Annotated in this window: 22 protein-coding genes; 11 read left to right on the forward strand and 11 right to left on the reverse strand. The window is 70.3% G+C overall.

Translation table 11 applies throughout. The features are described 5' to 3' along the window. Window positions 1-64: 64 nt before the first annotated feature. The gene (locus ACFYWY_RS01395; protein WP_389177831.1) at window positions 65-955 is read left to right on the forward strand and encodes an alpha/beta fold hydrolase; all 891 of its coding nucleotides are present in this window, start codon (window positions 65-67) and stop codon (window positions 953-955) included. On the opposite strand, the gene ACFYWY_RS01400 is transcribed toward ACFYWY_RS01395, so the two are convergent. Continuing rightward, window positions 940-1,359, reverse strand: coding sequence for a CBS domain-containing protein (locus tag ACFYWY_RS01400; protein WP_389177834.1), 420 nt, complete (start codon window positions 1,357-1,359; stop codon window positions 940-942). The genes ACFYWY_RS01395 and ACFYWY_RS01400 overlap by 16 nt on opposite strands. A 170-nt stretch (window positions 1,360-1,529) precedes the next feature. Between ACFYWY_RS01400 and ACFYWY_RS01405 the strand changes: the two genes are divergently transcribed. Beyond that, entirely contained in the window at window positions 1,530-1,967 is a 438-nt protein-coding gene (locus ACFYWY_RS01405) for a DUF5990 family protein (RefSeq protein WP_389177837.1), read from the forward strand. Window positions 1,968-2,017: 50 nt separating this feature from the next. Here the strand turns inward: ACFYWY_RS01405 and ACFYWY_RS01410 are convergent, their stop codons facing one another. Genes ACFYWY_RS01410 through ACFYWY_RS01420 form a run of 3 tightly spaced genes read right to left on the reverse strand, consistent with a single transcriptional unit; the run spans window position 2,018 to window position 3,808 of the window. Beyond that, window positions 2,018-2,695, reverse strand: coding sequence for a DUF305 domain-containing protein (locus tag ACFYWY_RS01410; RefSeq protein ID WP_389177840.1), 678 nt, complete (start codon window positions 2,693-2,695; stop codon window positions 2,018-2,020). Beyond that, window positions 2,692-3,369 (reverse strand): DUF3105 domain-containing protein, encoded by a 678-nt coding sequence (locus tag ACFYWY_RS01415; protein ID WP_389177842.1) that lies wholly within the window; start codon window positions 3,367-3,369, stop codon window positions 2,692-2,694. Before ACFYWY_RS01415 ends, ACFYWY_RS01410 begins: the two co-directional genes overlap by 4 nt. A gap of 37 nt (window positions 3,370-3,406) precedes the next feature. Beyond that, a complete protein-coding gene (locus tag ACFYWY_RS01420) occupies window positions 3,407-3,808 on the reverse strand; it encodes a hypothetical protein (RefSeq protein ID WP_389177845.1) in 402 nt (133 codons plus the stop codon). 235 nt (window positions 3,809-4,043) lie between these two features. Here ACFYWY_RS01420 and ACFYWY_RS01425 point away from each other — a divergent pair, with 235 nt between their 5' ends. Next, window positions 4,044-5,405: a glutamine synthetase family protein gene (locus ACFYWY_RS01425; RefSeq protein WP_389177848.1), complete on the forward strand. Its 1,362-nt coding sequence runs from the start codon at window positions 4,044-4,046 to the stop codon at window positions 5,403-5,405. Window positions 5,406-5,481: 76 nt separating this feature from the next. Here the strand turns inward: ACFYWY_RS01425 and ACFYWY_RS01430 are convergent, their stop codons facing one another. Together ACFYWY_RS01430 and ACFYWY_RS01435 are read right to left on the reverse strand one after the other, a co-directional pair. Then, on the reverse strand, window positions 5,482-6,141 hold the full coding sequence (locus tag ACFYWY_RS01430) for an NUDIX hydrolase (protein WP_389177851.1): 660 nt from the start codon (window positions 6,139-6,141) through the stop codon (window positions 5,482-5,484). Then, window positions 6,141-7,502, reverse strand: a complete 1,362-nt coding sequence (locus ACFYWY_RS01435) for a hypothetical protein (protein WP_389177854.1) — start codon at window positions 7,500-7,502, stop codon at window positions 6,141-6,143. The genes ACFYWY_RS01430 and ACFYWY_RS01435 overlap by 1 nt, the downstream gene beginning before the upstream one ends. A gap of 234 nt (window positions 7,503-7,736) precedes the next feature. On the opposite strand from ACFYWY_RS01435, the gene ACFYWY_RS01440 reads away from it, so the two are divergent. Continuing rightward, on the forward strand, window positions 7,737-7,928 hold the full coding sequence (locus ACFYWY_RS01440) for an antitoxin (RefSeq protein ID WP_389178398.1): 192 nt from the start codon (window positions 7,737-7,739) through the stop codon (window positions 7,926-7,928). 315 nt (window positions 7,929-8,243) lie between these two features. Next, window positions 8,244-9,563, forward strand: a complete 1,320-nt coding sequence (locus ACFYWY_RS01445; protein WP_389177857.1) for an aldehyde dehydrogenase family protein — start codon at window positions 8,244-8,246, stop codon at window positions 9,561-9,563. Between the two features lie 16 nt (window positions 9,564-9,579). Here the strand turns inward: ACFYWY_RS01445 and ACFYWY_RS01450 are convergent, their stop codons facing one another. Both ACFYWY_RS01450 and ACFYWY_RS01455 read right to left on the reverse strand, forming a co-directional pair. Further along, entirely contained in the window at window positions 9,580-10,011 is a 432-nt protein-coding gene (locus ACFYWY_RS01450) for a VOC family protein (RefSeq protein WP_389177860.1), read from the reverse strand. 39 nt (window positions 10,012-10,050) lie between these two features. Continuing rightward, on the reverse strand, window positions 10,051-10,593 hold the full coding sequence (locus ACFYWY_RS01455) for a pyridoxamine 5'-phosphate oxidase family protein (protein ID WP_389177863.1): 543 nt from the start codon (window positions 10,591-10,593) through the stop codon (window positions 10,051-10,053). 238 nt (window positions 10,594-10,831) lie between these two features. Between ACFYWY_RS01455 and ACFYWY_RS01460 the strand changes: the two genes are divergently transcribed. Continuing rightward, window positions 10,832-13,819 carry a bifunctional [glutamine synthetase] adenylyltransferase/[glutamine synthetase]-adenylyl-L-tyrosine phosphorylase gene (locus ACFYWY_RS01460; protein ID WP_389177866.1) on the forward strand — a complete coding sequence of 996 codons (2,988 nt, stop codon included), beginning with the start codon at window positions 10,832-10,834 and terminating at the stop codon, window positions 13,817-13,819. A 115-nt stretch (window positions 13,820-13,934) separates the two neighbouring features. Here ACFYWY_RS01460 and ACFYWY_RS01465 read toward each other — a convergent pair whose 3' ends face one another. From ACFYWY_RS01465 to ACFYWY_RS01475, 3 genes are all read right to left on the reverse strand, one after another. Further along, window positions 13,935-14,825 carry a phosphatase PAP2 family protein gene (locus ACFYWY_RS01465; RefSeq protein ID WP_389177869.1) on the reverse strand — a complete coding sequence of 297 codons (891 nt, stop codon included), beginning with the start codon at window positions 14,823-14,825 and terminating at the stop codon, window positions 13,935-13,937. 74 nt (window positions 14,826-14,899) lie between these two features. Next, window positions 14,900-15,955 carry a LacI family DNA-binding transcriptional regulator gene (locus ACFYWY_RS01470; RefSeq protein WP_389177871.1) on the reverse strand — a complete coding sequence of 352 codons (1,056 nt, stop codon included), beginning with the start codon at window positions 15,953-15,955 and terminating at the stop codon, window positions 14,900-14,902. Window positions 15,956-15,980: 25 nt separating this feature from the next. Continuing rightward, window positions 15,981-17,618, reverse strand: a complete 1,638-nt coding sequence (locus ACFYWY_RS01475; protein ID WP_389177874.1) for an alpha-amylase family glycosyl hydrolase — start codon at window positions 17,616-17,618, stop codon at window positions 15,981-15,983. Between the two features lie 366 nt (window positions 17,619-17,984). On the opposite strand from ACFYWY_RS01475, the gene ACFYWY_RS01480 reads away from it, so the two are divergent. The 5 genes from ACFYWY_RS01480 to ACFYWY_RS01500 all read left to right on the forward strand — a co-directional run bounded on the left by ACFYWY_RS01480 (window position 17,985) and on the right by ACFYWY_RS01500 (window position 24,056). Further along, on the forward strand, window positions 17,985-19,259 hold the full coding sequence (locus ACFYWY_RS01480) for an extracellular solute-binding protein (RefSeq protein ID WP_389177877.1): 1,275 nt from the start codon (window positions 17,985-17,987) through the stop codon (window positions 19,257-19,259). 144 nt (window positions 19,260-19,403) lie between these two features. Then, window positions 19,404-20,291, forward strand: a complete 888-nt coding sequence (locus ACFYWY_RS01485) for a carbohydrate ABC transporter permease (protein ID WP_389178401.1) — start codon at window positions 19,404-19,406, stop codon at window positions 20,289-20,291. Window positions 20,292-20,317: 26 nt separating this feature from the next. Continuing rightward, window positions 20,318-21,247 carry a sugar ABC transporter permease gene (locus tag ACFYWY_RS01490; protein WP_389178404.1) on the forward strand — a complete coding sequence of 310 codons (930 nt, stop codon included), beginning with the start codon at window positions 20,318-20,320 and terminating at the stop codon, window positions 21,245-21,247. 86 nt (window positions 21,248-21,333) lie between these two features. Further along, on the forward strand, window positions 21,334-23,001 hold the full coding sequence (locus ACFYWY_RS01495; RefSeq protein WP_389177880.1) for a glycoside hydrolase family 13 protein: 1,668 nt from the start codon (window positions 21,334-21,336) through the stop codon (window positions 22,999-23,001). Continuing rightward, window positions 22,986-24,056 (forward strand): LacI family DNA-binding transcriptional regulator, encoded by a 1,071-nt coding sequence (locus ACFYWY_RS01500; RefSeq protein ID WP_389177883.1) that lies wholly within the window; start codon window positions 22,986-22,988, stop codon window positions 24,054-24,056. Before ACFYWY_RS01495 ends, ACFYWY_RS01500 begins: the two co-directional genes overlap by 16 nt. The last annotated feature ends 80 nt before the right edge of the window (window positions 24,057-24,136 follow it).

A 24,136-nucleotide genomic window follows, 5' to 3' on the forward strand; every position in this document is an offset into this window, starting at 1 on the left:
TCGTGACAGGCTGACCGACGGTGCCCGCGCCGTCCCAGGCGCGGGAAGGAAGGGGCGGCAGACAGTGACGTTCGTACGGGTGGGCGGCGTACCGCACCATGTGGTCGTCGAAGGCAGCGGGCCGGTCTGCGTACTGAGCGCCGGGCTCGCGATGAGCTGGTTCGACTGGGACCCCGTGGTGCCGCTGCTCGCACCGCACCGCACCGTCGTCCGCTTCGACCGCCCGGGCCACGGGCTGAGCGGCCCGGCCGCCGTGGCGCCGTCCGCAGCCGGGGAGGGCCACCGCATCGCGGGCGTGCTCGAGGCGCTCGGCCTGGACGGGCCCGCCACCGTCGTGGGGCACTCGATCGCCGGGTTCCACGCGGAGGCCTTCGCCCGCCTGCACCCCGCCCGTACCGCGGCTGTCGTGCTCGTCGACTCCAGCATCGAGGAGCACGCGCGGATGCCCGCCGCGCCCGCGGTCCGTACGGCGGTGGCACGCGGTGTCGGCGCCGCCCTTTCCGCCGTGGGCGCGCCCGCCGCCCTCGGGCCGCTCACCCGCCGCGCGGTGGTCCGCCTCTCCCGCGCCGCAGGCGGCGACCCGGCCCCCGCCGCCCTCGTACGCCGCTGCTACGCCACGTCCAGGGTGCTGCAGGGCGCGCTCCTGGAGAACACCCACTACCTCGCGGTCGCCGCCGAACTCCTCGCCCTGCGCGAGCGCCACGCCCTGCCGGACGCCCCGGTCACGGTGCTCGCCGCGGCAGCCGGCGGGGAACGCTGGACCGAGCGGCAGCGCGCACTGGCCCGGCAGCTCGGCGCCCGCTTCGAGGCGGTCGAACCGGCGGGCCATCTGATGATGCTGGACCGCCCGGACGTGGTGGCCCGGGCGATTCTCGACCGGCCCGGGACCGGCGGTGACTGGCAGGTCCTACGCGAGGCCCGGCCAGGCTCCGGTACTCCTCAGGCGTGGGCGTAAACGCGCTCGACCCACTCGGCGATCTGCTCTTCGTTCAGATGCTGGGCCAGATCGGCCTCGCTGATCATGCCCACCAGCCGCTTGTTCTCGATCACCGGCAGCCGCCGGATCTGGTGGTCCTCCATCTCGTGCAGCACCGAGTCCACGTCCGCGCCGGCCTCGACCCAGCGCGGCGTGCCCTTGGCCATGTCGCCCGCAGTGATCTGCGCGGGGTCGTGTCCCAGGGCCACACAGCCGACCACGATGTCGCGGTCGGTGAGTATGCCGCAGAGTCGTTCGTCGGCGTCGGCTATGGGCAGCGCACCCACATTCAGCTCGCGCATCAGCTGCGCCGCACGGTCAAGGGTCTCGTGTGAGGGGATCCACTGAGCCCCGGCGTGCATGATGTCTTTGGCGGTGGTCATGGGCCCTACCTCCTGCGTCCGATGTGTTCTGTATGCCCCCCAGCGCACCCATTGTCGTTGGGCCGTTCGGAGTACGCGACCGCTGCGACGCGAAGACGACACGATGCCCGTACGGAAGACGACACGGGGCCGTACGAAGACGGCCCGAAGACGTGGAAGGAGCCCGGGACATGGCACTGCTGACCCTGAGGATCACCGGCCGCGAGCTGCCCGGCAGCGCGTGCGGCGAGTACCGCCACATCCACGTAGGTACGCAGCGCGGCAAGGAGCCCGACCAGCTGGTGCCGGCCGACGCGGCAGAGGCGGTCTTCGAGATCCCCGTCGAGACGGTCACCGCGTCCGACGGCACGGCCGACTTCCGCGGCCCCTATGTCCAGGGGCGGCGGGGTGCGCGCTTCGTCTATCTGACCTGGGGCGAACTTCCGCCCGGCGGCGAGTTCGCGATGTTCCGCCGGGCCAAGCTCTTCCTCGCCGACCTGCCCGACGATGCCCTGTCCGGCGGCGCGGTCGAGACCGGGCTCGGGCTGACGGACGGGCAGGGCATGCCGCTCTGCGCGTCGGTCCGTCCGCCCCGGATCAGCTGGCGGCCGTCCGGGGCGGACGCCTGACACGAGATCAGGCGAGGACCTCGGGCGAGGGTGAGGCCTCAGGTTGTACTTCAGGTGCGGGCGGCGGCGCCCCGCTTGCGCAGCAGGTCGACCATCAGGCCGACCTCCGAGCGCTGGGCGTCCACCATCCCCTGGGCGAGACTCCGCTCCGTATCGACGGTGCAGCGCTTCACACACCCCTCGGCCATGGTGATCCCGCCGTTGTGGTGGCTGATCATCAGCTGGAGGTACTCGATCTCGGCCTGCTTGCCGCCGGCCTTGCCGAGCCGCTCCAGGTCCACTCTGCTCGCCATGCCCGGCATCAGTGAGCCGTCCTCGGCCTGCTGCCCGGCGCTGTGCCCGGCGTGCGCGCCGTGCTCGTCCTTCTGCATCCAGGCCATCGGCTCGCTGTCCGCGGAGACCTTGGGCAGACCCCACAGGTCCAGCCAGCCCAGCATCATGCCGCGCTGGTTGGCCTGGGTGTTGGCGATGTCGTACGCGAGCCGTCGAACCTCGTCGTCCTGCGTACGGTCCCGCACGATGAAGGACATCTCCACGGCCTGCTGATGATGGACCGCCATGTCGCGCGCGAAGCCCGCGTCCGCCGAAGTCGCCGTCGGCGCAAGGGACTTGGCGTCCTCGCCGCCGCCCGCGGAGGCCACCGTGGCGGCCCCCGCGAAGAGCAGAGCGAGCACGACCGCCGTGATCGCCGCCCAGTGCGTACGGGTCAGACCGGTCGGACCGGTCACTGAGCGCCCATCCCGCCCGTGCACGCGGCACCCGGCTCCGGCGTCTGTGCGCCCTGCACGTACTTCGTGAAGAACTGGCTGACGCGCGGGTCGTCCGCGCCGTCGACGGTGAGCTGCTTGCCCCAGGCGCTCAGCATGATCGCGCCGGCCTGGTCCTTGACCGGGCTCATTAGCGAGTACGGCGTCTTCTTCACCTTCTCGCTCAGCTTGGTCACGTCCGCGGCCGGAGCCTTGTCGTTGTACGTCACCCAGACCGCGCCGTGCTCCAGCGAGTGCACGGCGTTCACGTCGGGGACCGGCTCCTTGTAGACGTCGCCGTTGCAGTTCATCCACACCTGGTTGTGGTCGCCGCCGACCGGCGGCTTCATCGGGTAGGTGACCGCCTTGTCGACGTGCTTGCGGCCGAGCTTCTTCGCGTCCCAGGCCTTTTCACCGGTGACGGGAGCCTTGGCTTCTGCGACCTTCTGCTCCTTCTCCTCCGACTCCTTGTTCAGTACGAAGACGCCGAAGCCGACGAGACCGGCCACGACGACACCGCTGACGGCGATCGTGATGATGCGGCTGCGGCGCTCGCGGGCCTGTTCGGCGCGGCGCATCTGCTCTATTCGGGCCCGGCGGTCGTTGTTGCGGGAAGCCATGGGGGTGTCGTCCTTCGTGAAGTCTGCGGTGATCATCTGCGGTGATCAAGGGGCTGAGGGGAGGCGGGGCCTGCTACGTCCGCAGCACTTGAAGAACGTGAAGACCCGGGGCGCGCGGCAGCGCTTGTGAGCGGGGCAGCCGGGAGGCGGGCGGCGGCGGGCCGAGGTGCGAGGGCTGAGCCCCGGCATCGAGCGGGGCGTCCAGCGGCGGCGCGGTGAGCACGGCGGGCTTGACCAGCGGCATCAGCCCGCAGGCGCCCCTGTCGTACGGGCAGGTGTACGCGGTCTCGGCGTCCGAGGCGGATATCGCGGCGGTCGCGGTGATCGCGGAGGCGGCGCGTGCGTGGTGCGGGTCGGCCGGGCTCGCGGCGGGGCTCGTACAGATGAAGAGCGCGCCGAGGAGCGTCGCCACGGCACTGAGCAGCGCCATGGGACGCGCGGTGCGCTCGATGTGGTTGAGCCGCGGACCCCCCATGGCCGCAGATCGTAGTGTGCGGGCGCGTTCTGCACCTCATACGGGGGCCGGTAACCGCGGGGAAAGGCCCGTAAGCGAGGGATCGGGGGACCTCAGGGTCGTCTCAGGGCACGCACTGACTCACAATGGGCTCAGCCGGTACAGCGGCCATTGGACGAGGCACGCAACGCGCCTGAAACTCATGGGTGGCATGCTCGTACGGAGCAGGCGGCTTGACCAGCAAGGATGGGTGGAAATGGATAAGCAGCAGGAGTTTGTGCTCCGTACGCTCGAGGAGCGCGACATCCGCTTCGTGCGCCTGTGGTTCACCGATGTGCTCGGCTTCCTGAAGTCGGTCGCGGTGGCCCCGGCCGAGCTGGAGCAGGCGTTCGACGAAGGCATCGGCTTCGACGGCTCCGCGATCGAGGGCTTCGCGCGGGTCTATGAGTCCGACATGATCGCCAAGCCGGATCCGAGCACCTTCCAGATTCTGCCGTGGCGGGCCGAGGCCCCGGGCACGGCGCGGATGTTCTGCGACATCCTGATGCCGGACGGCTCGCCGTCCTTCGCGGACCCGCGGTACGTACTGAAGCGGATCCTCGCCAAGACCTCCGACCTGGGCTTCACCTTCTACACCCATCCGGAGATCGAGTTCTTCCTGCTGAAGGACAAGCCGCTGGACGGCACTCGGCCGACCCCTGCGGACAATTCCGGATATTTCGACCACACCCCGCAGAACGTCGGCATGGACTTCCGCCGTCAGGCGATCACCATGCTCGAATCCATGGGCATCTCGGTGGAGTTCAGCCACCACGAGGGCGCGCCGGGCCAGCAGGAGATCGACCTGCGGTACGCGGACGCGCTCTCGACGGCCGACAACATCATGACGTTCCGCCTGGTGATGAAGCAGGTCGCGCTGGAGCAGGGCGTCCAGGCGACGTTCATGCCCAAGCCGTTCAGCGAGCACCCCGGCTCCGGGATGCACACCCACCTCTCCCTCTTCGAGGGCGACCGGAACGCCTTCTACGAGTCGGGCGCGGAGTACCAGCTCTCCAAGGTCGGCCGCTCCTTCATCGCCGGCCTGCTCAACCACGCCGCGGAGATCTCGGCCGTGACGAACCAGTGGGTCAACTCCTACAAGCGCATCTGGGGCGGCTCTGCCCGCAGCGCGGGCGCGGGCGGCGAGGCCCCTTCGTACATCTGCTGGGGCCACAACAACCGCTCGGCGCTGATCCGTGTCCCGATGTACAAGCCGGGCAAGACGGGCTCGGCCCGGGTCGAGGTCCGCTCCATCGACTCCGGAGCCAACCCGTATCTGACGTACGCGGTGCTGCTGGCGGCGGGCCTCAACGGCATCGAGGAGGGCTACGAACTCCCGGCCGGCGCGGACGACGACGTGTGGGCGCTCTCGGACGCCGAGCGCCGGGCGATGGGGATCGAGCCGCTGCCGCAGAACCTCGGCGAGGCGATCACGCTGATGGAGCGCAGCGAGCTGGTGGCCGAGACGCTGGGCGAGCACGTCTTCGACTTCTTCCTGCGCAACAAGAAGCAGGAGTGGGAGGAGTACCGCTCGGAGGTCACGGCGTTCGAGCTGCGGAAGAACCTGCCGGTGCTGTAGCCGCAGGTCGGAGCCACATTTCCGGCCACACGGCAAACGGGGCCTGCGGTCGGCGACCGCAGGCCCCGCGACTGTCTCACCCGCCCTGGGCCGTCTGTGGGCCGTCCGGCCCGGAAACCTGGTCCCAGGAGCCGGAATCCTGGCCCCGAGGGCCGGAAACCTGGCCCCCAGGCCCGGAAACCTGGCCCCGGGTCGCGCTGAGCGCGCCGAGCGCGGCAAGCGTGAAGCCGTCCCGCAGCTCTCCCGCGCGGATCGCCTTCGCGATGTCGTCCGGGCTCCACCAGCGCGCGTCGGCGACCTCGCCGTCGCCGACCGAGTCGGGTCGCAGCGGGGCGTCAGCTGGAACCATGACCTCGACGACGGCAACCTCGTTCTCCAGCATGCCGGAGTCGACGTCCAGGTATGCCACGACAGCCCCCGCGGACCCCGCCAGTCCCGCTTCCTCAGCCAGTTCGCGCAGCGCGTCAGAGACGGGGTCGGTCTCGCCGAAGCCGCGCGGCAGTTCCCAGGCCCACCGGCCGACGGCGGGTCGCCACTGGCGGACCATCAGTATGTCGTCGCCCCGTCGGGCCAGCACCACGACTCCCGTACGGCCACCGCCCACGCGGATGCGGTGCTGGACGGCCTCGGCGCCGGACGGCAGGCAGTAGGTGTCGAGGTACACCTCGCACCACCGCCCGCCATCGGCGTCGGTGTAGGCCTTGCGGGTGTGTGTGCGCTGCGCCTCGGTGTCCATCAGGCCCTCCCTGGTAGCCCCCCGGGGAGCTCTATCACGTCATACCGCCCCCGGTAGTCGGCCAGGCGGGGCAGCCCGGCGGCCACGGCCGCGACGACGACCGGCGCCAGCGCTCCGGCCGCGCCGGCCGCGAGTACCGCAGGCGCACCCTCCCCGAGCATGTCGGCGGCCAGGCTCAGTCCGCCGCCCGCCGCCATCTGGGCGGTGATCCCGCGCGCGGACCGTACGACCCGCTGGATCCGGGTCACCGGCACCTCGTTCACGCCACCGGCCGGTGGCTCCTTCGTACGACCCCCGAGCAGGTCGCCCACCTCCTGCAGCGCGGCGAGGTCGTGCCGCTGCCACCAGCCGGCGAGGGCGTCGGCCGCGTCGTCGGTGTAACGCTGCCACTGTTCCCCGCTCATCAGGCCGAGCCGCAGCTCGAACCACGTCGGGTAGGTCACGACCGGTGTCCGCTCCGCATGCACCGCTGCCTCCCGGCGGCGGACGCCGCGCCGGGGTGCGGCCACCCCGAGCAGGCAGCCCTCGCCCGCCGCGATGGCCCGGTAGTACGTCTCGTCGAAGGACTCGCGCAGCATCACTGCGTCCGCCCGCGCCGCATGGTCGGCGGAGCGCAGCAGGGGGGCAAGGCTCTCGTACAGGCGGCTGCGGTTGGGCAGGCCGCGTACGTCCAACTCCCCGCCGGTCCAGGCAGCGAGCACAGCCCGGCCCTCTTCGCTCGCCACGTCCTCAGGCCGCGGCGGGGGCCGCACCGCGTACGCGCTCTCGTAGTCGGCCGGCACCAGGGGGCTGACCTCCAGCAGGCCGCGCTCGGCGGCCTCCAGCCAGTCTCCCCAGCGGGCGACTGTGCGCCGCCGCAGCGCAGTGTCCAGGACACCGGTCGCCGCCAGCAGCCGGTCCGCCGTGCCGACCGGCCCCTCCGCGGCGAGGGCCGCGACCGCAGCCTCGCCGTCCGCGCGGGCGGCCAACTCCCGCTGGAGTCGCAGGCATTGTTCGTCGGGGATCGGGAGGGAAGAGAAGCGGAAACCGCTCGAGAGCATCGCGATCAGCTGCCCGGCCAGGTCTGCGTCCCGGGAGTTCACCCGGATCGGCAGCACCGCGCCGCCACCGATCGACCGGATCGACAACTCGTCGAGGAGTGCGGCGGGCCGGAGCGCGGCGAAGGCGGCGCCGTCGAGCAGTTGGGGATAGGCCAGGAACAGGGAGCCGCCCTGGATGACCTCCCAGCGCAGCCGCCCGAGCAGCTCTGCCCGCCCGAGCGCGGTCAGCCGCTCCACCGGGGCGGCGGCCCCGGGCGCGTGGGTGCTGAGTGTGGCCCGCTGCCGTACGCTGTCCCACCCCGTGCTGAGCACCGCAGTCATGTCCCCGCCCTTTCCTTGGCGCCCGTACGTGGGCCAGTCCAGCAGGTGCCGGTGGGCGGGACAATAGAAAACGTGGATCTTGATGCGTGAACGATCGGTCCCGACGGCGGCCACGAGCGCCTCGCCCGTCAACCCGCGTGCGAATCCCGGCGCGCCGGTTCCGTGCGGATGCGAAGCGCGCGGTGTGCGGTGACCCTGGAGGTGCGGGGGCTCATGCGCGAGGAGGATGACCGAATGTCCATGATGGACAAGCTCAAGAGCATGCTCAAGGGCCATGAGACACAGGCCGACAAGGGCGTCGACAAAGCCGGTGACTACGTCGACGACAAGACCCAGAGCAAGTACAGGGGTCAGGTGGACACCGGCCAGGACAAGCTGAAGGACCAGTACGGCGCGGACCGCCGGCAAGAACCGCCGCAGCCCTGACTACGCCGTCACTGGGACAACCGCTCAGATCACCTCATGCAACGGCTGGGCCGCGCGCACGCGGTACTCGTGCGGCGCCCAGCCGCTGAGCTGTACTTGCCCAAGTTCTGGAGAGGGTCCCGGCCCGCTGCCGCGCGGCCACGATCCCCGAGGGCCACGGGGTCGGATCAGCAACATCTCCTGGTTCAGGGACCTCGACGGCGCCGTAGCCCGGCCGGCGGCTCACCGGATGCCGCCCCGCTGGGGAACCGGCAGGGTGACTCCAGTAGGACTTCGCATTGCTGGTGAATACACCTACATTCGTGTCGAGGAGCCATGGTGCACTCAAACGCTGAACGCCCCGCCGATGTCGTCGCCCGGCTGCGTGCCACCTTCCGCACCGGGCGTACCAAGCCGCTCTCCTGGCGCAGGGAGCAGCTGACCGGCCTGCGGACCATGCTGACCGAGCGCAGTCAGGAATTCGCCGCCGCGCTCCGTGCGGACCTGGCCAAGAGCGAGCGCGAGGTGTTCCGTACCGAGATCGGCTCCACCGTGGGCGAGATCGACCACACCCTGGAACACCTGGAGGAGTGGCTGCGGCCCGAGCCCGCCGAGGTTCCCGAACGGCTCCGTCCGGCGACGGCATGGACGGTGCACGACCCGTTGGGTGTCGTACTGGTCATCGCGCCGTGGAACTATCCGGCGCACCTGCTGCTCGCGCCGGTGGTCGGCGCGCTCGCCGCGGGCAACTGCGTCGTCGCCAAGCCGAGCGAGCTGGCTCCGGCCACCTCCCGGGTCATCGCCGAGCTGCTGCCGCAGTTCGTCGACATCGACGCGCTGGCCGTGGTGGAAGGTGCCGTCCCGGAGACCACCGCCCTGCTGGAGCAGCACTTCGACCACATCTTCTACACCGGCAACGGAACCGTGGGCCGCGTCGTGATGCGCGCGGCCGCCGAGCACCTCACCCCGGTGACTCTGGAACTCGGCGGGAAGTCGCCCGCGTTCGTCGACCAGGGCACGGACCTGCAGACGGTGGCCTCCCGGCTCGTGGCCACGAAGTTCCTCAACGCGGGGCAGACCTGCGTAGCCCCGGACTATGTGCTCACCGACCCGGTGACCGCGAGCAAGCTCGAGGACGCCCTGGAGACGGCTGTGCAGCAGGCGTACGGCGACGATCCGGCTGCCTCGCCCGAATACGGCCGGATCGTCAACGAACGGCACTTCGACCGGCTGACCGGCCTCCTCGGCTCTGGCCGTCCGGTCGTCGGGGGCGAGCACGACCGCGCGAGCCGCTACCTCGCTCCGACCGTACTGGCCGGAGTGGCGCCGGACTCCCCGGTCATGTCCGAGGAGATCTTCGGCCCGATTCTGCCGATCGTGGAGGTCGCCGACCTCGACGAGGCCATCGCGTTCATCAACGACCGGGACAAGCCGCTGGCGCTGTACGCGTTCACCGACTCGGCCGCGACTCGCGACCGGCTGCTGGCGGAGACCTCCTCGGGCGGCGTCGGGTTCGGCCTCCCGATGGCTCATCTCACGGTGTCCGACCTGCCCTTCGGAGGCGTCGGCGAGAGCGGCACGGGCAACTACCACGGCCGCTACTCGCTGGAGACGTTCAGCCACAGAAAGGCTGTGCTGGACATGCCGCTCGGCTGAATAGCCCGGCGCCCGCTCAGCGGTCGGCCAGTGGTGCCGGAGCCTCCTGGACCACCCAGCCGTTGCCGTCGGGGTCCTTGAAGAACATGAACGAGTTCCAGGTGTCGCCGCTGCCGTCCTCCCAGCCGTTCGCGCCCAGGTGCTGGACGTTGCTGACCTCCACGCCGCGGTCGGCCAGTTCGGCGTGGGCCGTGTGGATGTCCGTCACGCACAGCTGGAGGCCCTGGAGCGAGCCGGGCTCCACTTCGCGCTGGCCCGGGGCGGGGGGCATGCCCGAGATGAGGGCGATCGAGCAGCGGGAGCCCGGTGGGGTCATCTGGATGATGCGGGTTTCTTCGCTGATGCGGGCGTCGGTGTCGACCTTGAAACCGCAGTTGTCCTCGTAGAAGCTCTTCGCCCGGTCCAGGTCAGAAACCGGAACGGTGACCACTTCGAGCGTCCATTCCATCGGTGCTCCTCCCTCTCGCTGTTCGAATCACCGTGCGAATTACTGTGCGAACTTGGTGAACTGCCAGCGGGTCTGGGCGTACGGTTCGCCCTTGCCGAAACCGAAGGCCGTCCGCGGCTCCACGCGGAAGACCAGGGCGGCCCCGCCGTCGCCCACGAAGGTGCCGTCGCGGACGTCGAACTGCCAGTCCGCACCGTACTTCTCGGTGTACGCGGCGGCCAGTGAGCGCAGTCGCGTCTCGTCGGTCACTCGCGCCGCCGTGCCCTCGATCACCAGGTCGTAGCCCTCCGCGAGGGAGCTGGAGCCGGTGGTGAGGACCACCTCCTGATTGTCGCGTAGGTTCTTGGCCTTGCGCTCGTCGGCGCCGGTGCAGAAATGCAGCCCGCCGTCCTGCCACACGGCGATCAGCGGGGTGACGTGCGGGCGGCCGTCGGGGCGGACCGTCGACAGCCAGAAGATCTCGGCGGATTCCAGGAGGGCGACCGCCAGGCTCCAGTCGGCGGCCGTGGCCTTGGGGTCGCTGTAGCGGGCGTCCAGCTCTGCCACCGGGGTCCGCTCGGGCAGGTGCGTGCTTTCAGGCATGGCGCGGTCCTATCGCATTCGGGGTCACCGAATGTGTTGACCGCGCCCGGCCCCCGTACTCATCGGTCGGCGGACATCCCGCCGGATGCCGGGACGCGCACAAGGGCGAGGATCACGGGGGTCCCCGGCGGGTCCCTGGGGCTAGGCTCGAACCCGTACCTTGATCGGATCGAGGATCGGGATCAAGGCGCGGGTTCGAGCCGGACGTACCTTGATCGGGCAGGCGGGAGACGGCGGAATGACGGTGCCGGGGCGCAGAAGCAGTACCTTCACGCGACTGCTGCGGCACGGCTTCACCGATCCCTCCGCCGCCGAGCGGCTCCTCGGCCTCCCCGACATGGCACCCGTACGGACCGACCCGGTGCTCCTCGACGCGCTCGGCGCGGTCGCCGATCCCGACCTCGCGCTCCGCGGCCTCGTACGGCTCGTGGAGGCGCAGAAACCCGAGGTCCGGCAGAGCCTCCTCGACACCCTGGTCTCCGCGAAACCCCTGCGCGACCGGCTGCTCGGAGTGCTCGGCGCGTCCGAGGCGCTCGGCGACCATCTTGCCCGCCACCCGGGCGACTGGAAGGCCCTCGTCAACTACGAAACGGCCGATCTGCACCCGGGCATCGAGGAGTTCGAGCGCGGCCTCGCCGACGCGAACGACCCGGTCACGCTGCGGATCGCCTACCGGCGGTGCCTGCTCTCCATCGCGGCCCGCGATGTGTGCGGCACGACGGATGTCGCCGAGACCGCCGCCGAACTGGCCGACCTCGCGACGGCCACCCTGCGGGCCGCCCTCGCCATCGCCCGGACCGCCGCGCCCGGCGACGCCGCGCTGTGCAGGCTCGCTGTCATCGCCATGGGCAAGTGCGGTGGCCACGAGCTCAATTACGTGTCCGACGTGGACGTCATCTTCGTCGGCGAGCAGGCTGAGGGCGCCGACGAGAGCAAGGCCATGCAGGCCGCGACCCGGCTGGCGTCCCACCTGATGCGGATCTGCTCGGAGGCGACGGTCGAGGGCACGATCTGGCCGGTCGACGCCAATTTGCGGCCCGAGGGGCGCAACGGCCCGCTGGTGCGCACCCTCTCCAGCCATCTTGCGTACTACCAGCGCTGGGCCAAGACGTGGGAGTTCCAGGCGCTGCTGAAGGCCCGGGCGGTCGCCGGGGACCCCGCGCTCGGCGAGGAGTACATCGAGGCCGTCTCGCCGCTGGTGTGGCAGGCCGCAGAGCGCGAGAACTTCGTCGCCGACGTGCAGAAGATGCGTCGCCGCGTCGTCGACAACATTCCGGTCGCGGAGGTCGAGCGCGAGCTCAAACTGGGCCCCGGCGGGCTGCGGGACGTCGAGTTCGCCGTACAGCTGCTGCAGTTGGTGCACGGGCGCAGCGACGCGACCCTGCACAGCGGCAGCACGCTGGACGCGCTGCGGGCGCTGGCGGCAGGCGGGTACGTGGGGCGGGCGGACGCGGCGCAGATGGACTCCGCGTACCGCTTTCTGCGCGCCATGGAGCACCGCATCCAGCTGTACCGGCTGCGGCGTACACATCTGGTGCCGGAGGACGAGGCCGATCTGCGCCGTCTCGGCCGCTCACTCGGACTGCGTACGGACCCGGTCGCCGAGCTCAACAAGGAGTGGAAGCGCCACGCGTCGGTGGTGCGGCGGCTGCACGAGAAGCTGTTCTACCGGCCGCTGCTCGACGCCGTCGCACAGCTCACACCCGGTCAGACGCGGCTCAGCCCGAAGGCGGCGCGGGAGCGGCTCGAAGCGCTGGGCTACGCCGATCCCGGCGCGGCCCTGCGCCATCTGGAGGCCCTGTCGTCGGGCGTGACCCGCAAGGCCGCTATCCAGCGGACCCTGCTGCCCGTGCTGCTCGGCTGGTTCGCCGACTCGGCCGACCCGGACGCCGGGCTGCTCGGCTTCCGCAAGGTGTCCGACGCGCTCGGCAAGACGCCCTGGTATCTGCGGCTGCTGCGGGACGAGGGCGCGGCCGCGGAGAACCTGGCGCGGGTGCTGTCGGCCGGGCGGCTCGCCCCCGACCTGCTGCTGCGGGCGCCCGAGGCGGTGGCGCTGCTCGGCGACCCGGAAGGGCTGGGGCCGCGCGGCCGGGATCACCTGGAGCAAGAGATCCTGGCGGCTGTCGGGCGCGCGGACACGGCGGAGGCGGGGGTCGCCGCTGCCCGTGGCGTGCGGCGCCGCGAGCTGTTCCGTACCGCGGCCGCCGATCTGATCGGCTCGTACGGCACCGAGGAGAGCCCGGCAGAGGCGGACCCGGGGGCGCTGGTGGACCGGGTCGGGAACGCGGTCACCGACCTGAACGCGGCGACGCTCGCGGGCGCGCTCCGGGCGGCGGTGCGGGAGCACTGGGGCGACACGCTGCCGACGCGGTTCGCGGTCATCGGCATGGGCCGCTTCGGGGGGCACGAGCAGAGTTACGGCTCCGACGCAGACGTGCTCTTCGTGCACGAGCCGCGCGAGGGCGTGGACGAGCAGGAGGCGAGCCGTGCCGCGAACACCGTCGTCACGGAGATGCGCAGGCTGCTGCAGGTGCCGACGGCGGACCCGCCGCTGCTGATCGACGCGGATCTGCGGCCGGAGGGCAAGAGCGGCCCGCTGGTGCGCACGCTCGCCTCCTACGAGACGTACTACCGCCGGTGGTCGCTGGTGTGGGAGAGCCAGGCGCTGCTGCGGGCGGAGCCGATGGCGGGCGACGCGGAGCTGGGCCGGCGCTTCGTGGACCTGGTCGATCCGTTGCGCTACCCCGCGGAGGGTCTGGGCGACGACGCCGTACGCGAGATCCGCCGGCTGAAGGCCCGGATGGAGTCCGAACGCCTGCCGCGCGGGGCGGACCCCACGCTCCACACCAAGCTGGGCCGCGGCGGGCTGAGCGATGTCGAGTGGACGGTCCAGCTGTTCCAGATGCGCCACGGCTGGGCGGAACCGGGCCTGCGCACGACGCGGACCCGCGATGCGCTGGCGGCCGCCCACGCGGCGGGCCTGATCGCGACGGAGGACGCGCAGATCCTGGACGAGGCATGGGTGCTGGCGACGCGGGTGCGCAACGGCGTGATGCTGGTCCGCGGCCGCGCGGGGGACACGTTCCCGTCGGACGGGCGCGAACTGGGAGCGGTGGGGCGGTACTTGGGGTACGGGCCGGGTCATGTGGGGGACATGCTGGACGACTACCGGCGGATTACGCGGAGGGCGCGGGCGGTCGTGGAGGAGCTGTTCTACGGGGCGTAGGGGTGCGGGACTTCCTGGACGCACGGGACTTCCTGGACATACAGGACTTCCGAAATGTGCGGGACTTCCTGGACATGCGGGACTTCTGAAACACGCGGGACTTCCCCAAGACCCCCTAGCGGCGGGAGAACCCCAGCGCGCGAATCGCCTGCGGGCGGCTCGCCTCCTCCTCGACCGCGGGGACCCGCTGCGCCAGCTGGTGCGGATACGCCCGGAACCACGCGTACGACACCACGAAGCCGAAGGCCAGGCAGATCATGCCGCCCACCGCGTCCAGCCAGAAGTGGTTCGCGGTGGCCACGATGACGACCAGCGTCAACGTCGGATAGAGCAGACCGAGGATCTTCGCCCACGGCGCCGACACCAGCGCGAAAATGATGAGGCCGCACCAGAGCGACCAGCCGATGTGCATCGACGGCATCGCGGCGTACTGGTTCGACATGTTCTTCAGGTTGCCCGAGGCCATCGAGCCCCAGGTGTGGTGTACCAGGACCGTGTCGATGAAGGCGTTGCCGTTCATCAGCCGAGGCGGCGCGAGCGGATAAAGGTAGTAACCGACCAGCGCCACACCTGTCGTGGCGAACAGGACAAGACGGGCAGCCGCATACCGGCCAGGATGGCTGCGGTAGAGCCAGACCAGCACGCCGATCGTCACAATGAAATGCAGCGTGGCGTAGTAGTAGTTCATCGAGACGATCAGCCATGTCATCGAATTCACGGCGTGGTTGACCGACTGCTCCACTGCCAGGCCGAGCGACCGCTCGGCGTCCCAGATCCAGTCCGCGTTGCGCAGAGCCTGTGCCTTCTGCTCCGGAACGGCATTGCGGACCAGCGAATACGTCCAGTAACTCACCGCGATCAGCAGGATTTCGAACCAGATCCGCGGGTGGCGGGGCGACCGCAGCCGTTGCAGCCGACTGCGCGAAGGCGCATCGGCGGCCTCATCCGCCATGGGTGGAGGAGTGGCCGTCCGGCCTTCCATAGTCTTCACGGTCGCTTCACCCATGGGACGAGAGTCTGCCAGATGCTGCCTCCACACTGATCATCCCCCGGTCTGGTCCTGTTTGCATTGTCTACGCCCTAGGTACGACTGTCTCCACCCGGTCCCTGTGAGGGGCGCTGCCGGGGCCCGGAGGCGGTCGATCCCCGTACCACCAGCTCCGGCATGAAGACGAATTCGCTGTGCGGAGCGGGAGTCCCGCCGATCTCCTCCAGGAGGGTGCGGACAGCGGCCTGTCCCATGGCCTGCACCGGCTGCCGGATGGTGGTCAGCGGCGGGTCCGTGAACGCTATGAGCGGCGAGTCGTCGAAGCCCACCACAGAAACATCGCGCGGCACCTTCAGACCCCGCCCGCGCGCGGCCCGGATTGCGCCGAGCGCCATCATGTCGCTCGCGCACACCACTGCGGTGCACCCGAGTCCGATCAGGGCGCCCGCCGCGGCCTGGCCGCCTTCGAGGGTGTAGAGAGAGTGCTGGATCAGTTCCTCTGACTCCTCGGGGGCGAGACCGAGTCGGGCCTCGAGGGCCTGCTGGAAGCCCTCGATCTTCCGCAGTACGGGAACGAACCGCTTCGGGCCGACCGCCAGGCCGATCCGGGTGTGGCCGAGTGAGGCGAGATGGGTCACGGCGAGGTGCATCGCGGCCCGGTCGTCGGGCGAGACGAAGGGGGCCTTCACCTTGGGCGAGAAGCCGCCCAGGAGGACATAGGGCACGCCCTGTCCGCGCAGCTGGTCGTAGCGCTGCATGTCGGCGGTGGTGTCCGCGTGCAGGCCCGAGACGAAGATGATTCCGGAGACCCCGCGGTCCACCAGCATTTCGGTGAGCTCGTCCTCGGTGGAGCCGCCCGGGGTCTGGGTGGCAAGGACGGGGGTGTAGCCCTGCCTGGTCAGGGCCTGGCCGATAACCTGGGCGAGCGCCGGGAAGATCGGGTTGTCGAGCTCCGGAGTTATCAGGCCGACCAGGCCGGCACTGCGCTGCTTCAGCCGCACGGGGCGCTCGTATCCGAGCACGTCGAGCGCTGCGAGTACGGATTCGCGGGTGGCGGCGGCCACACCGGGCTTGCCGTTGAGCACGCGGCTGACTGTGGCTTCGCTGACTCCCGCCTGGGCTGCGATGTCGGCAAGCCGTGCGGTCACAGGACTGGACCTTACCGGTCGCACGTCAGATTGCCCACCACGCACAGCAATCAGCCGGAATACGGGCTGTGTCGCCCACCGGCTCCATGGCCTCGGAGGAGATCAGCAGCCGTCCCGGCAGGGGCAGTTCGATCTCCGCTCCGGTGGTGTTGAGGGTGCAGACCAGGCCCGTGCGGGACAGCGCGAGCAGCCCTTCTGGCCCCGGCAGCCACCGCATCGGGCCGCCCGGCAGCGCACGGCGCAGCGCCAGCGCCGAGCGGTAGAGCTCGAGCGTCGACAGCGGGTCGCCGGTCTGGGCCGCCACGGACAGTTCCCGCCAGACCCGGGGCTGGGGCAGCCAGCTGGTTCCGGGGCCGAAGCCGTACGGCGGCTCCTGGCCGGACCACGGGATCGGCACCCGGCAGCCGTCGCGGAAGCCGTCCTGCCCCGCTGCCCGGAAGAAGGCGGGGTCCTGGCGCACCTCGTCCGGCAGGTCGGTGACCTCGGGCAGCCCGAGCTCCTCGCCCTGGTAGATGTAAGTCGAACCGGGCAGCGCGAGCATGAGCAGTGCGGCCGCGCGGGCCCGGCGCAGCCCCTGCTCACCGCCGCCGTAGCGGGTGGTGTGGCGGACCACGTCGTGGTTGGAGAGCACCCAGGTGGTCGGCGCTCCCACCGAGGCGGTGGCGGCCAGCGACTCGTCGATCACGCTGCGCATCGCCTCAGGGTCCCAAGGGCACCGCAGGAACTGGAAGTTGAAGGCCTGGTGCAGCTCGTCGGGGCGTACGTACAGCGCGAGCCGGTCCGGGCCGGGGGCCCAGGCCTCTGCGACGCCGATCCGGTCGCCCGGGTAGGAGTCGAGGAGCCTGCGCCAGGAGCGGTGGATCTCGTGCACCCCGTCCTGGTCGAAGAAGGGCAGTGTCTGTGCGCCGATGAGCCTGGCCTGTTCCTTGTGGCCGATGTCCGGCAGGCCGGCCGCCTTGACCATGCCGTGCGCGACATCGATGCGGAAGCCGTCGACGCCGAGATCCAGCCAGAAACGCAGCACCGAGTCGAACTCCTCGTGCACCTCCTCGTTCTCCCAGTCGAGGTCGGGCTGCTCGGGCGCGAAGAGGTGGAGGTACCACTCGCCGTCCGGTGTCCGGGTCCAGGCGGGGCCGCCGAAGACCGACTCCCAGTCGTTGGGCGGCAGCTCGCCGGCCGGGCCCTTGCCGGGCCGGAAGTGGTAGCGCGCGCGGGCCGCTCCTCCGTCATGGTCCGCGAGTGCGGCCCGGAACCACGGGTGCTGGTCCGACGTGTGGTTGGGGACGACGTCCACGATCACTCTCAGGCCCAACTCGTGGGCGGTGCGTACGAGTTCGTCCGCGTCGGCGAGATCCCCGAAGAGCGGGTCGACGGCCCGGTAGTCGGCGACGTCGTAGCCGCCGTCGGCCTGTGGGGAGGCGTAGAAGGGCGTGAGCCAGACGGCGTCGATGCCCAGCTGCGCGAGATACGGCAGACGCTGGGTAGCCCCGCGCAGATCGCCGATGCCGTCACCGTCACTGTCGGCGAAGGAGCGCACGTACACCTGGTAGATGACGGCATCGCGCCACCAGTCCGCGCGCTCGGTGGAAGAGCTTGCAGGGTGCGGCCCTTCGGCGGCCGCGGGGGCCGGAAAGCCGATGGCGGCGGCGAGCTCGTGGGTCATAAAGGGTCCCTCTCGTTACTGTCCGGGGCGGGGGGGACGTACAACTAACGAGGTCAACGTGGGTGCGGGTGCGTAGTGACGGTTGCTGAAGACCAAAATAACAGTCTCTGCAAGGGCTTGCGAAGGGCTTTGCAACCCTCTGCCCAGGTGCCCCGAGTAGCGCAAAAGGGCCGCCGTCAAGCGATGCAATGGCAACCCTCAGGACACGTGGATGTAACGATCCCCCGCTCTTGCAGAAAATTGCCGCAAGGTCTTTCGGCTCTCTTTCATCCTTGTTACGTTCCTGCCGAACCCGGCGCCGCGAGGGAGCGGTCGGCAGGGGGCCTGGTCGCCTCCGCCATCTCGGGCATCTCTGAAGGAGTTCACATGCGGCGTGGCATAGCGGCCACCGCGCTGGTAGCGGCACTGGCTCTGGCAGCGACGGCGTGCGGTGGGGGCGACAGCGGTGACAAGGCCGACGGCCCGGTCACCCTGACCTGGTGGGACACGTCCAACGCGACGAACGAGGCGCCGACGTACAAGGCGATGATCGCCGAGTTCGAGAAGGCGAACAAGGACATCAAGGTCAAGTACGTCAACGTCCCGTTCGACCAGGCGCAGAACAAGTTCCAGACCGCGGCCGGCAGCAAGGGTGCCCCCGACATCATCCGCGCCGAGGTCGGCTGGACCGCCTCGTGGGCGAAGTCGCAGTTCCTGGCCCCGCTGGACGGCACCCCGGCGCTGGACAAGCAGGACGACATCACCCCGTCGCTGCTCAAGCAGGCGCAGTACGAGGGCAAGACCTACGGCGCGCCGTTCGTCACCGACACGCTGGCCCTGATGTGGAACAAGGACCTGCTGAAGAAGGCCGGCCACGACAAGGCCCCGGCGACCTGGGACGAGCTCAAGACCGTAGCCAAGGACGTCAAGGACAAGGCCGGCGTCGACGGCTTCTGGCTCAACAACGCCACCTACTACGAGATGGCCTTCCTCTTCGGCGAGGGCACCGACATGGTGGACGCCGCGAACAAGAAGATCACGATCAACTCGCCGGAGGCGGTCAAGGCCGTCGACACCTCCAAGGGCGTCCTCGCTGCCGACGGCGTGGCCAAGCTGGATGTGACCGCCGACGCGTACGCCCACATGCAGGACGCCTTCGTGAACGGCAAGGTCGCGATGATCGTCCAGGGCCCGTGGGAGCTCACCAACATCTACAAGGGCGCCTCGTTCAAGGACAAGGCCAACCTGGGCATCTCCAACGTCCCGGCCGGCTCCACCGGCAAGGCCGGCGCCCCGACCGGCGGCCACAACCTCTCCGTCTACGCCGGATCCGACAAGTCGAAGCAGGAAGCCGCCCAGAAGTTCGTCGGCTTCATGACCTCCGGCGCCACCCAGGCCAAGATCGCGCTGAAGAACGGCACCCTGCCGACCCGCACCTCGGCCTACACCGACGAGGTCAAGGCCGCCCCGGGCGTCGCCGAGTTCCAGCAGGTCCTCGCCACCTCCGCGCAGCCGCGGCCGGACCTGCCGGAGTACAGCACCCTGCTGGGTGACGCCTTCGCGCAGAACCTGACCAAGATCTTCCAGGGCAAGACGGGCACGCAGGCGGGGCTGGACGCCATCGCCGGGGAGTTCAAGAAGCTCGTTCCCGACTTCTCGTAGTCCTCACGACCGGTGCGGCCGGAAACCTTCCGGCCGCACCGGTTCTGCCGTACATCCTGCTCGAGACCCCGCGCTGCCCCCCGAGGTGCCGAAGTGATCAGCCGCATCAAGCAGTCCTACAACCGCCATTGGTATGCCTACGCCATGGTGGCGCCGGTCGTGGCCGTGCTCGGCCTGCTGGTGGCCTATCCGCTCGGCCGCGGCATCTATCTGTCGCTCACCGACGCCAACAGCGACAACGTCGGCCGCACCATCGGCGTCAACAAGATCCCCGACTCCTTCTCCTGGGTTGGCCTCGACCACTACGTCGAGATCCTCACCGGCAGCGGGTCCGACACCTTCTGGGGACAGTTCGTCTGGACCCTCTTCTGGACGGTGTCCTGCGTCGCCCTGCATTTCGGGATCGGCATGGGGCTGGCCATGCTCCTCAACCGGGAGCTGCGCGGCCGCACCTTCTACCGGCTCGTACTGATCCTGCCCTGGGCCGTGCCCACCTTCGTGACCGTCTTCTCCTGGCGGCTGATCCTGGCCGACGACGGCGGCATCCTCAACACCGCCCTCGGCTGGGCCCACCTGCCCGAACCGGCCTGGCTCAGCGAGCCGTTCTGGCAGCGGACCGCGGCCATCATGGTCAACACCTGGTGCGGTGTGCCTTTCATGATGCTCTCGCTGCTCGGCGGACTGCAGTCGATCCCGAACGAGCTCTACGAGGCTGCCGAGACCGACGGCGCCACCCCCTGGCAGCGCTTCCGCCATGTGACGCTGCCCGGTCTGCGCTCGGTCAGCAGCACAGTGGTCATGCTGGGGTTCATCTGGACCTTCAACCAGTTCATCGTCATCTTCCTGCTGTTCGGCAACAGCGCCCCGGACGCGCAAATCCTGGTCACCTGGGCCTACCGGCTCGGCTTCGGCCAGACTCCGCGCGACTACGCCGGCTCGGCCGCGTACGGCGTGATCATCCTGTCGATGCTGATCGTGCTCGTCTCCATCTACCGCCGCTGGCTGGCCCGTAACGAGAAGGCGGCCGTCTGATGACTCACGAGAGGGCTCTTCCGTCCATGAGCGCCACCGCCGCCGATTCCACCATCGGCACTCCCGAGGACGCGGTCCCGGCCGCCGCGGGCAAGCCGCCCGTGGCGGAGAGGCGGCAGCTGCGCCGCGGCGAGCGCAGCCGCGGCGCCTCCGCCGCGCTGCACGCGACGCTGATCGTCGCGAGCGTCATCGCCTTCTTCCCGGTGGCCTGGATCGCCTGGGTCTCGCTCGGTCCCGACAAGACCGACTTCCTGCACGCGGACGAGATCGCCGGGAAGCTGAGCCTGTCGAACTACACCACGGTGCTGAACGACACCGAGTTCCTGCACTGGTTCGTCAACTCGCTCGTCGTGGGCCTGGGCACCTGCGTGCTGGGTGTCTTCGTTGCCGCCAGCGCGGGCTACGCCGTGTCGCGGATGCGCTTCCCCGGCCACCGGCAGCTCATGTGGACGTTCCTGGTCACGCAGATGTTCCCGATGGCGATCCTGATCGTGCCGCTCTACAACCTGGCGGCCGATCTGGAGCTGCTGGACACGTACTGGATCCTGATCCTGGCCAACTGCACCACGGCCTTCCCGTACTGCGCCTGGCTGATGAAGGGCTACTTCGACACCATCCCGACGGAGATCGACGAGGCCGGCCGGGTCGACGGCCTCTCGCCGTTCGGCACCTTCTACCGGCTGATCCTGCCGCTCGCTCGCCCCGGCCTGGCGGTGGCCGCGTTCTACACCTTCCTCACCGCCTGGGGCGAGTTCGCCTTCGCCTCCGTGTTCATGCTCAGCGAGGACAAGTACACGCTGCCGATCGGCCTCGCCACGTTCGTCAGCGAACACGACCAGCAGTGGAACCTGATGGCCGCCACCGGCGTGCTCATCGCGATCCCCGCGGCCGCCTTCTTCTACCTCGTCCAGCGCCACCTGGTCACCGGCCTCACGGCCGGTGCCTCGAAGTCCTGAAACACCCACCGCCGCGACGCACCCGGCCCGACAACCGGCCGGGTGCCCCCGGTTTTGCCCGAACGAGCCTCCAAGGGATCGAGAGAATGACCCAGTACCTGGCCGACGCCCAGCACCACGCCGACCGGACCGCTTCCGGCGACTGGTGGAGAGACGCCGTCATTTACCAGGTGTACCCCCGCAGCTTCGCCGACGGGAACGGCGACGGCATGGGCGACCTTCCGGGCATCCGCAGCCGACTGCCGTACCTGAAGGAACTCGGCGTCGACGCCGTCTGGCTCAGCCCCTTCTACGCATCCCCGCAGGCCGACGCCGGGTACGACGTGGCCGACTACCGCGCCATCGACCCGATGTTCGGCACGCTGCTGGACGCCGACGCGCTGATCCGCGACGCGCACGACCTCGGGCTGCGCATCATCGTCGACCTGGTGCCCAACCACTCCTCCGACGCGCACGAATGGTTCAAGCGCGCGCTGAAGGAGGGCCCGGGATCCCCGCTGCGCGACCGCTACCACTTCCGCCCCGGCAAGGGCGCCGATGGTGAACTGCCGCCCAATGACTGGGAGTCCATCTTCGGCGGCCCCGCCTGGACCCGTACGCGGAACCCGGACGGCACGCCCGGCGACTGGTACCTGCACCTCTTCGCGCCCGAGCAGCCCGACTTCAACTGGGAACACCCGGCCGTCGCCGACGAGTTCCGCTCGATCCTGCGCTTCTGGCTCGACATGGGCGTCGACGGCTTCCGCATCGACGTCGCCCACGGTCTGGTCAAGGCGGCGGGTCTGCCCGACCTGGGCTCCGGCGACCAGCTGAAGCTGCTGGGCAGCGGTGTCATGCCGTTCTTCGATCAGGACGGCGTCCACGAGATCTACCGCGCCTGGCGCACGATCCTGGACGAGTACCCGGGCGACCGTATCGCGGTGGCCGAGGCCTGGACCCCGACCGTCGAGCGCACCGCCAACTACGTCCGCCCCGACGAGCTGCACCAGGCCTTCAACTTCCAGTACCTGGGCACCCACTGGGACGCGGCCGAGCTTCGCCGGGCCATCGATGCGTCGCTCGACGCCATGCGGCCCGTCGGCGCCCCGGCCACCTGGGTGCTCTCCAACCACGATGTGACCCGGCACGCCACCCGCTTCGCGGGCCCGCCGGCCGGCACTCAGGTCCGCGAGGCCGGCGACCGTGAACTGGGTCTCAGGCGGGCCCGCGCCGCCACACTGCTGATGCTGGCGCTGCCCGGATCCGCCTACCTCTACCAGGGCGAGGAGCTCGGACTTCCCGACGTCACCGACCTGCCCGACGAGGTCCGCCAGGACCCGGCGTTCGGCCGCACCGAGGGCCAGGACGGGTTCCGCGACGGCTGCCGGGTGCCGATCCCGTGGACCGCCGACGGCCCTTCGTACGGCTTCGGCGCGGGCGGCAGCTGGCTGCCCCAGCCGGACAGCTGGGCCGGGCTCAGCGTCGAGGCGCAGACCGGTGACCCCAACTCGACGCTGGAGCTGTACCGCAGAGCCCTCGCGGCGCGCCGTGAGCACCCCGCGCTCGGCGCGGGCGACGCGGTCGAGTGGCTCGACGCCCCCGAGGGCGTGCTCGCGCTGCGGCGCCCGGGCGGCTTCGTCTGCACCGTCAACACGACGGGCGCGGCCGTACGGATACCGGCGCCCGGCCGTGTCCTGCTGGCCGGCAGCGCCGTGGAGCCGGCCGACGGCGAGGCCGAACTGCCCGCGGACAGCGCTGTGTGGTGGACGGTGTGACGATTTCCCCGTCGCGGGTCGGCGCCGTCCAGTCCGGCGCCGTCCCCCGGCTCGCGGACATCGCGGCCCAGGCGTCGGTCAGCGAGGCGACCGCCAGCCGGGTCATGAACGGCAAACCGGGGGTGGCGAGCGGCACCCGCCAGCGGGTGCTCGCGGCGCTCGACGTGCTCGGCTACGAGAGGCCCATACGGCTGCGGCAGCGCAGCGCGGGCCTCATCGGCCTGCTGACCCCCGAGCTCACCAACCCGATCTTCCCCGCCTTCGCCCAGGCCGTCGAGCAGGTCCTGGCCGGGCACGGCTACACCCCGGTGCTCTGCACCCAGCTGCCGGGCGGCGCGACCGAGGACGAGCTGGTCGAACAGCTCCAGGAGAGCGGTGTCAACGGCATCGTGTTCCTGTCCGGGCAGCACTCCGACACCTCGGCCGATCACGCACGGTATGCCGAACTCGTGGACCGGGGAGTCCCGTTCGTCCTCATCAACGGCTACAGCGAGCACATCAGCGCGCCGTGCGTCTCCTGCGACGACCGGGCGGCGATGCGGACGGCCGTGCACCATCTGGCCGAGCTGGGGCACGAGCGGATCGGCCTCGCGATCGGCCCCCTCCGCTATGTGCCGGCCCACCGCAAGGCCGAGGGCTTCACCGACAGTCTCCGCTCCATCCTCGGCTACACCGCCGCGGCGGCCGAACAGTTGGTCCAGCGCTCGCTGTTCAGCGTCGAGGGTGGCCACGCGGCGGCCGGTGCGCTGTTGGACAAGGGGTGCACCGCCCTCGTCTGCGGCAGCGACATGATGGCTCTCGGCGTGGTCCGGGCGGCCCGGGAGCGCGGCCTCGATGTGCCGTACGACCTCTCGGTGGTCGGGTTCGACGACTCGCAGCTGGTGGCGTTCACGGACCCGCCGCTGACCACGCTCCGCCAGCCGGTGAAGGCGATGGCGGCCGCGGCGGTCGGCGCGCTGCTGGAGGAGCTGCAGGGAAGTCCCGTACAGAGCACCGAGTATGTGTTCCAGCCCGAACTGGTGGTCAGGGGCACCACCGCGCAGGCGCGCCGTTAGGCGCGTGACCGGACCGGCCGGCCGGGCGCGTGGGGCCCGGACCTGCCGGGCCCCCGGCCGACCGGCCCGGAGTCATGGTT

The sequence above is a fragment of the Streptomyces sp. NPDC002870 genome (assembly GCF_042888505.1).
GTDB lineage: Bacteria > Actinomycetota > Actinomycetes > Streptomycetales > Streptomycetaceae > Streptomyces.